General features: G+C 70.9%; 9 protein-coding genes. 4 read left to right on the top strand and 5 right to left on the bottom strand.

Annotated elements, in window-relative coordinates; translation table 11 throughout:
- On the top strand, positions 1 to 924 hold a 924-nt coding region (locus tag VFX99_RS09145; protein WP_329665989.1), incomplete at its 5' end, for a hypothetical protein.
- 15 nt (positions 925 to 939) lie between these two features.
- On the opposite strand, the gene VFX99_RS09140 is transcribed toward VFX99_RS09145, so the two are convergent.
- From VFX99_RS09140 to VFX99_RS09130, 3 genes are read right to left on the bottom strand one after another with little or no spacing between them, the layout of a single operon-like run.
- Positions 940 to 1482: a twin-arginine translocation signal domain-containing protein gene (locus tag VFX99_RS09140; protein ID WP_329665988.1), complete on the bottom strand. Its 543-nt coding sequence runs from the start codon at positions 1480 to 1482 to the stop codon at positions 940 to 942.
- Positions 1479 to 1991 carry a hypothetical protein gene (locus VFX99_RS09135; protein ID WP_329665987.1) on the bottom strand — a complete coding sequence of 171 codons (513 nt, stop codon included), beginning with the start codon at positions 1989 to 1991 and terminating at the stop codon, positions 1479 to 1481. The genes VFX99_RS09140 and VFX99_RS09135 overlap by 4 nt, the downstream gene beginning before the upstream one ends.
- Complete coding sequence (locus tag VFX99_RS09130; protein ID WP_329665986.1) at positions 1988 to 3826, bottom strand: VCBS repeat-containing protein; 1839 nt, start codon at positions 3824 to 3826, stop codon at positions 1988 to 1990. Before VFX99_RS09130 ends, VFX99_RS09135 begins: the two co-directional genes overlap by 4 nt.
- A 225-nt stretch (positions 3827 to 4051) precedes the next feature.
- Between VFX99_RS09130 and VFX99_RS09125 the strand changes: the two genes are divergently transcribed.
- Both VFX99_RS09125 and VFX99_RS09120 read left to right on the top strand, forming a co-directional pair.
- On the top strand, positions 4052 to 4807 hold the full coding sequence (locus tag VFX99_RS09125) for an acyl-CoA synthetase (RefSeq protein ID WP_329665985.1): 756 nt from the start codon (positions 4052 to 4054) through the stop codon (positions 4805 to 4807).
- A complete protein-coding gene (locus VFX99_RS09120) occupies positions 4804 to 5181 on the top strand; it encodes an amino acid transporter (RefSeq protein ID WP_329665984.1) in 378 nt (125 codons plus the stop codon). Before VFX99_RS09125 ends, VFX99_RS09120 begins: the two co-directional genes overlap by 4 nt.
- 103 nt (positions 5182 to 5284) lie before the next feature.
- Here the strand turns inward: VFX99_RS09120 and purB are convergent, their stop codons facing one another.
- Positions 5285 to 6709 (bottom strand): adenylosuccinate lyase, encoded by a 1425-nt coding sequence (gene purB, locus VFX99_RS09115; RefSeq protein WP_414684347.1) that lies wholly within the window; start codon positions 6707 to 6709, stop codon positions 5285 to 5287.
- A 148-nt stretch (positions 6710 to 6857) separates the two neighbouring features.
- Positions 6858 to 7364 (bottom strand): low molecular weight protein-tyrosine-phosphatase, encoded by a 507-nt coding sequence (locus tag VFX99_RS09110; RefSeq protein ID WP_329665982.1) that lies wholly within the window; start codon positions 7362 to 7364, stop codon positions 6858 to 6860.
- A gap of 114 nt (positions 7365 to 7478) precedes the next feature.
- On the opposite strand from VFX99_RS09110, the gene VFX99_RS09105 reads away from it, so the two are divergent.
- On the top strand, positions 7479 to 7744 hold a 266-nt coding region (locus tag VFX99_RS09105), incomplete at its 3' end, for a hypothetical protein (RefSeq protein ID WP_329665981.1).

Genomic DNA, 7744 nt, shown 5'->3' with positions numbered 1-7744 from the left:
GCGACCCGGACGCAGGTGACCCTGGACTACCGCGTCACGACCATGAACTTCTCCCGCAATCGCGCAGGGCTGTCGACCGTCGAGACCGCCGTTCCCGTCGTGACCGCACGCCGCAGCAACGGCGCACCGCACGCAGTGCTGTTCAGTTACGGCTCCCACCCCGTGAGTGCCGGCTGGCAGGAACAGTGGGACGGCGACTTTCCGGCGGGCGCCGCCACGGTCATCGAAAACCAGACCGGCGCTTTCGCGCTGTTCCTGCCCGGCCCCGCAGGAGACCAGGACCCGCTCGGTGTTCGCGGCTGGGCGCTTCGCGCGGATCACAGCCAGGCGCTGGGCGGCGCCGTGGCGACCGCGGCACAGAGCAGCGGGCGATCACTCGCCGGTCCGATCGCGTCGCAGATCCGGGAGGTACAGCTCCCGCTGGAGATCACCCCGACGCCTGACAACCTCGCGGCCGTCCGCGCGGCATTCATCACGCGGATGGGCAATCCGCTGGGGCAGCCCGCCACCTACCAGCGGCACGCCGAGGCGATGATCGCTCGGATCGACGCGGGCCTCTACGACGTGACCGTGCCCAATCCGTCTCAGGTATGGCGGATCGGAGGCGATCCCGCGCTCAAGATGGCATTCGTCGGCGGCGAACTCGTGAGCGGATACGGTGCCTACTTCCGAGCTCGCCACGGCGGGACGAACGCCCTGTACATCGGCGGCTACGCGAACGAGGTCGACTGCTACATCCCCGCCGACAACTTCCTCCCCCCCTTGGCACCGTCGTGGGGGAGCTACGAGGGCGGGTGGGACTCCGACTACCCCGGCATCGCCGGAGGCAGCATGACGGTCTACCCGCACATCGCTCACTTCCGCGCGGGCGCGGGAGGCGCCGAGGCGGCGGTCATCTCCGCACTCAGCGCACAGCTGAGCTGACCCGGTCGTCGGTGCTCATGCAGCTGCGTCGAGCCACTCGGCGAACAGCCTCGCCTGCGGTGCGTCCGGGGCCAGCGCGAGCGAGCCCTCGACGACCGGGCGACCGAGTTCCCAGAGCCGCTCCGACAGGCGTGAAGGGTCGACCCGTGTGCTCGCCCTCAGCACGAGCAGGTAAGTGGCCTCCCGGTCGACGGCATCGCCGCCCGCGTTCGCGACGACGTCGACGATCGCGGACTCCTCCGCCGTGAGGCTGTGGGGCCCCTCGCCGACGTAGGTCACGGTGCAGTCGGTGAAGGTCATGTAACGAGGGCTGGCCCACACCTCCTCCAGCCGTCCGAGCGGCGCGAACGCAGGCACCGGCGTCACGCAGTCGAACCGGTACCGCGGCGCAGGCGCAGCCTCCTCGCCCCCCGGTGCGGTCGATCCGGACACGACTGTCCCCGCGCGCCCCGGCCTCGAGCGCGACGGCACCAGCAGCAGTCCGCCGAGCGACCACCCCGCGGCAGCCGCGAGCTTGAGAACCGTGCGCCGGCTGAGCGGCGGCTGCTGCGATGTCATCCCTGTCCCCTCGCCTCGAGCTCGTCCGACATCAATCCGGCGTGCGGCGCGGCCGGGCACAGTTCCAGCGCGGCACGCAGAAGAGATGTCGGCAACGTCGGCAGACCCTGAGAGCTCGCCGGGGCCACGCGCACGCACGTGGCGAGCGTCCACAGGAACAGATCGGCGGGATCCTCGTCGGGCAGGTCGGCCGCCGCGGTCTCGGCGATCCGCTGTTCCGCGGGAGTGAGATCGAGGGGCTCATCCGTCGCCCCGGATGCCGAGCAGTGGTCGATTCGCAGGTAGTTCGTGGAGGCCCACGCCTCCTCGAGGCGCGTGAACGTCCCCATCGCACTGCCGTCTTCGGCGACGCACTCGATCAGGAACCGCGCCTCGTCGACCGTGGGGGTCGGGATCGGGGATGCCGAGGGGGAGGCATCCGTTTCCCGTTGAGGAGCGCAGCCGGCCAGGACGCCCGCGAGAATGACCCCGGCCGCGAGCACGGAGAAGGCGCGGTCGGAACCGGTCATGCGACGATCCTCATGCCCTGCCAGCCGCTGCCGACCTGTCGCGGCACGCCCCACCCGCCCAGACCGTTGCCGGGATAGAGCCAGAGCCGGCCGGCGGTGTCGCGCGCGAGGACATCGACGTGGTTGTCGCCGTCCCAGTCGCCTGGTCCGAGGATCGCGGTCATGGTGCTCCACCCGCTGCCGATGAGGCGCGGGACTCCCCAGCCCCCGGTGCCGCTGCCCGGGTACAGCCACAGCCCCCCGGCCGGGTCGCGGGCGAGCACGTCGGCGTGGCCGTCGCCGTCCCAGTCGCCGGGCCCCAGGATGGCGGTCATCGGATTCCATCCGTTGCCGATGAGGCGCGGGACACCCCAGCCCCCGGTCCCGCTGCCGGGGTACAGCCACAGACCGCCCGACGAATCACGCGCCAGCACGTCGGCGTGGCCGTCGCCGTCCCAGTCGCCGGGGCCGAAGACGGCGGTCATCGGCGCCCAGCCGATGCCTATGACGGCGCCCTCTCCGAAGCCGCCGGCTCCGTCGCCGGAATGCAGCAGCATCCGGCCACCGGTATCCCGTCGGAGGAGGTCGGGCTTCCCGTCGCCGTTCCAGTCTCCGGGCGTGATGATCGCGGTGGTGTCCTGAGCGTCGCTGATGGCGACCTGCCACCCCTGCCACAGGCCCGCACCGTCGCCGCGATACAGCCAGATCCTGCCCGCATCGTCGAGTGCGACGACGTCGGCCTTGCCGTCCCCGCTGAAGTCGTGCGTCTGGCTGACCGGAGCGGGAGGGGGCACGTCTGCGGTGAACTCGGTGACCGCTCCCGCCCCGCTCGCCGCGGGGGACGCGAGCTGGCCGGGATCGTCGGCGACGAGGACGAACGAGCCGCGGACAGCCAGCCCTCCTATGCGAGTGAATCCCGTCCCCCACGTCGCAGAGACGCGACCGGTGGTCGTGTCCACGCGTTTGACCGCGTCTCCTCCGGACGCCGTCGCCGTCGATGTGCCGGCGAACAGGGTGGCGGTGGCCGGGTCGAACGCGAGCTGCACCACGGCGCCCAGCGGGTACGACACCGTCGCCGCATCGCCGGACCGGCCGGTGGCCGGTGGCCGGTACTGCGTGAGCGAGGCACCGTCCGCTATATAGAGGAGTACGCGTCCGGACGAGTCGGCCCCGCCTGCGACCACCGCACGTGCACCGCCCGCGGCGACGAAGCCGACGGTGCGCACGGTCGGCTGCGTCGCCGCCGGGGCCGCGATGCGCACGATGTTGCGCGCTCTCTCGAAGACCACGTAGGCGTTCAGGTCGGAACCGACCGTGATGGCGGTCGGACGAAGGTCGCCCCCGAAGAGGGTCAGCGTTCCCAGGTACGTGAACGTGCCCGATGACGGATTCCACTGAGCTCGGGTCACGGCGGCGGATCCGGCAGCGGCATCCGGAATGAGGGCGATCTCATCGCCGCTCCCCGGGCTCGCCGGCGTCGGGTCGGCGAGAGCCGCCGCACCCGGGCGGGCGGGCCCGCGCTGTCGGATGGTCGTCGTGCCGCCGAGGCACGTCGTCGACTCGATCCTCCCCGGCGACGCCCCGGACGCCTCACTGAGCCGGCAGAAGCCCTGCAGCCCGTCCGACACCCAGATCCGCGCCGCGGGATCGACGAGCAGACCGCCGGGGGCCGTGAGACCCTGGCTCACGATGCGCCGGGTCTCGGCCGAGCTCGCGGCGGGTGCCCCCGCGGCGAGGGCAAGGCCGGTGATGAGCGCACCGCTGAGCGCCGCCACGGACACCGACCGCAGGCGCGCACCCCACCGGCTGCGAGCCGTTCCGCGGTCGCCGGCGGTGTGCGCGTGGTTGCCAGACACGAGATCCTCAGTCGATCCGGCGCTTGTCCACTTCCCCAGTCGAGCCCGCCGGCGGGGTCAGCATACGCCCGGCCATTCGGTGCGGACGGAAGGCGCGACGGACTCGCGGCACCGCGGGGTAGCGGTCGGGTGCGTCCGCAGCGACCGAGCTCGACAGAGGACCGCGAGTAGACTCGAGACATCCCTCCTGTGTACGCAGGAACAACTCCGCGCCAGGAATCCGCCGTGACCTCAGCCCCCGCAGCCCGCACCTTCGAGGTGCGCCATCTGCAGCTCGCGCGCGCCGCGATCGCGGCGATCACGGCCGTGATGGTGACCTTCTCCCCCGACCACTCGGCTGCGGTCGGCCTCGCGATCTTCAGCGGGTTCGCGTTCCTGAACGCGTTGGTGCTGCTGATCGCATCGCGCACGACCTACCCGGCCGGTCGGCGGTGGCCGGTGGTCACGATCGGAGTCCTGTCCGCCCTCGCGGGACTGGCTGCAGGAATCGCGCAGCTTCGCACCGTCCCGATGTTCTTCGTCATCGTGATCGCGTGGGCGCTCACGACCGGGATCATCGAGACCATCGCGGCCGCGCGCGCACAGCGTGCCTCACCGCAGATGCCGCCAGCGGATGCCGCGCGGTCCGAGGCCCGCGACGGGCTCACGATCGGCATCCTCACCATCGTGCTCGGCCTCGCGCTTCTGTTCGTGCCGACCCAATACGCCCTCGAGTACACGATCGACGACGCAGACGCGACGTTCACCCTCACCGGGATCGTCATCGCCGTCGGCGTCTTCGGCGGCTACGCGGCGATCGTGGCGGTCTACCTCGCCATCGCCGGGTTCACGCCGCGCAAAGCTGTTCCCGCGGCCGACGCCGAACTCGGTTCCGCTGCGACCGATGCTCCCGCGTCTGCCGGACAGAGCCCGAACTCGTCGACGGACCCGGCTGCGGCCGAGCCGTCCCGCACGACGAACGACAAGAAGGGCCAGGCATGACCGACGACAAACCCACTCGCCGCGACCTCATGAAGCCCGTCCAGCTGCTCGGGCTCGCGTTCGGCGCCGCACTCTTCGCCGGGATCGTGACCCTCGTCTCAATGGGTTTCTTCCAGCAGCGCAGCCCCGAGCAGGCGCCTGCTGCGCTTCAGCTCGCGCTGATCGTGGCGGGCGTCACATTCATCGTCGTGCTCGTGATGGTCGCTCTGCTGCTGCTCGCCGTCGATCCCGCACAGGTGAAGAAGCAGGTCGATCGGCCGGTGCTGCTGCCGGAGGAGAGCTCCGAAGCAACGGCGGGTGGCGCTGCCCCGAACGACTCGGGACCGGATGCCGAGGCTTCCGGCGAAGCCAGCCAGGGGCGCCCCAAGGCCTGAGCCGCATCGGTTCGGACGCACTTCGCGACGTCTGCCGCACCTGCTTCTGCGGCGGATGCCGGGAACTGCGGGCGACCAGCGGCGGCGAGCGGCCGATCGCGACTCAGAGCTCGTCGACCAGCTGCGACGCGAGGCCGGTGTAGGTCGCCGGAGTGAGGGCGAGGAGGCGCTGCTTGGCGGCATCCCCGATGTCGAGCCCCTCGACGAACTCCGCGAGCTCGGCGCCGCCCACGCGGCGGCCGCGCGTCAGGTCCTTCAGCAACGCGTACGGGTCGGAGATCGACGAGCGCCCGGCGGCGATCTCGGCGCGCACGACGGTCTGGATGGCTTCGGCCAGCACTTCCCAGTTCGCATCGAGGTCGGCATCCAGCACCGGCTGCGCCAGCGAGATCTCGCGGAGTCCGCGCTGCAGGTTGTCCAACGCGAGCAGGGAGTGCCCGAGGGCGACGCCGATGTTGCGCTGGGTCGTCGAGTCCGTGAGGTCGCGCTGCAGTCGCGAGGTGACGAGCGTCGAGGCGAGGGTCGCGAGCAGGCCCCCCGAGATCTCCAGATTCGCCTCGGCGTTCTCGAAGCGGATCGGGTTGATCTTGTGCGGCATCGTCGACGAGCCGGTGGCGCCGGCGACCGGGATCTGCGAGAAGTAGCCGAGCGAGATGTACGTCCACACGTCGGTTGCGAGGTTGTGCAGGATGCCGCCGGCGTGCCGCACGCGGTCGTACAGCTCGACCTGCCAGTCGTGGGATTCGATCTGGGTGGTCAGCGGGTTGAACCCGATCCCCAGCCCCTCGATGAATCCGCGCGACAGTGCCGGCCAGTCCACGTCGGGGTCGGCGGCGAGGTGCGCTGACCAGGTGCCGGTTGCGCCGGAGAATTTGGCGAGGTACTCGGAAGCCTCCACCTGCGCCGCGACGCGCTCCAGGCGCCATGCGAACACGGCGAGCTCCTTGCCCATCGTGGTCGGCGTCGCGGGCTGGCCGTGCGTGCGTGCGAGCATCGCGGCATCCCGGTGATGTTCGGCCAGAGCGCGCAGCGCGTCGATGACGGCGCGCAGCTTGGGGAGCCAGACCCCGGCGATCGCGCGCTGCACGGTGAGCGCGTAGGACGCGGAGTTGATGTCCTCGCTCGTGCATGCGAAGTGCGTCAGCTCCGCGACCGAGTCCAGGCCCAGCGCCGAGAGCCGATCGCGCACGAGGTACTCGACCGCCTTCACGTCATGCCGGGTGACCGCCTCCTTGTCGGCGAGCCAGTCGATCTCGGCCTGACCGAAGTCGCGGTACAGCGCGCGAAGTCGGTCGCGATCGGCATCCGTCAGAGGTGACGTACCGAACAGCGACCGATCCGTGAGAGCCAGAAGCCACTCGACCTCGACCTCCACGCGCGCACGATTGAGTCCCGCCTCCGAGAGGAACTCGGCGAGCGGCTCGACGGCGGTGCGATAGCGGCCGTCGAGAGGGCTCAGCGGCCCGGCCGGGAAGGATTCGGAGGGGGAAGACGTCACGGCACTCCCGTCGGAACGCGGCCGCACCATCGGAGTCGACGGTTCATTCGCGAGGCGGATCTCGGGTTTCGAGTCGCCGGAAGAGGTCCCGGCGCGCGGCTCCATCATACCGAGCACGCCGCGCCCGCCTTCGGTTGACCCCGCACGGCCGGTAGCGGGCCGACCCGGTCCGACCGCGTCACGGCGCCGGGCGGATCGCGGGCTCGAGCTGGCGGAACAGCGCGCGGCTGCCGCCCTCGATCATCATCAGCACCTCATCGAACATGCCGGGACCGGCATAGTACGGATCCGGGATGTCGAGGGTGCGCGCACCGGGATCGAATGACATCAGGAGGGCGATCTTGTCGGCATCCGCCTCGGACCGCGCCCACCCGCGCAGGATGCGCTCATGGCTGCGATCCAACGCGACGACCAGGTCGTTGTGCTCGAAATCGGTATGCGTGAACTGACGTGCGCGGTGCCGCGTCCCGTCGTAGCCGAGACGTCCCAGAGCATCGATGGTGCGCACGTCGGCTCGCTCACCGACGTGCCAGTCGCCGGTTCCCGCGCTGCTGGAGGCGACGCGGTCACCCAGGCCCGCCGCGTCCGCGAACCAGCGGAACACGACGTCCGCCATCGGCGACCGGCAGATGTTGCCCGTGCACACGAAGACGACGTGGAACGGCTCCACGGCGCTGGCGGTCATGCGTACATTCTGCGACCGCCGACCGGCTCCTGCACAACACGCGTCGAGAGGAGCTTCTCCCCGTCTCCTGCCGACCAGCGTCACGGGCGCATCGCTGCCGGTCAGAGTGGGTTCATGATGATCCCGTCCGCCTCCGCCAGCCGGGACTTCCTGGCCACCCTCACATCCATCCAGTGGCAGCTGGACGACGCCGCCGAGCGCATCGCCACCGCCGCCGGCCGCTCCGTCCGCCTCGCCGAGCAGACGGATTGGCGCACGGACGCTGCCACCGTGTTCCGCACCGGGGCGGACCGGTGGCGTCGCGACGTCGCGACGCTCTCGACGGCCGTGCAGCTCGCGCGGGACGACGTGGAGCGTGCGTGCCGGAGGATTGGGTCTGC

The organism is Microbacterium sp. (assembly GCF_036277215.1).
In the GTDB taxonomy this organism is placed as follows: domain Bacteria; phylum Actinomycetota; class Actinomycetes; order Actinomycetales; family Microbacteriaceae; genus Microbacterium.
This window is presented reverse-complemented; position numbering and strand designations above follow the sequence as displayed.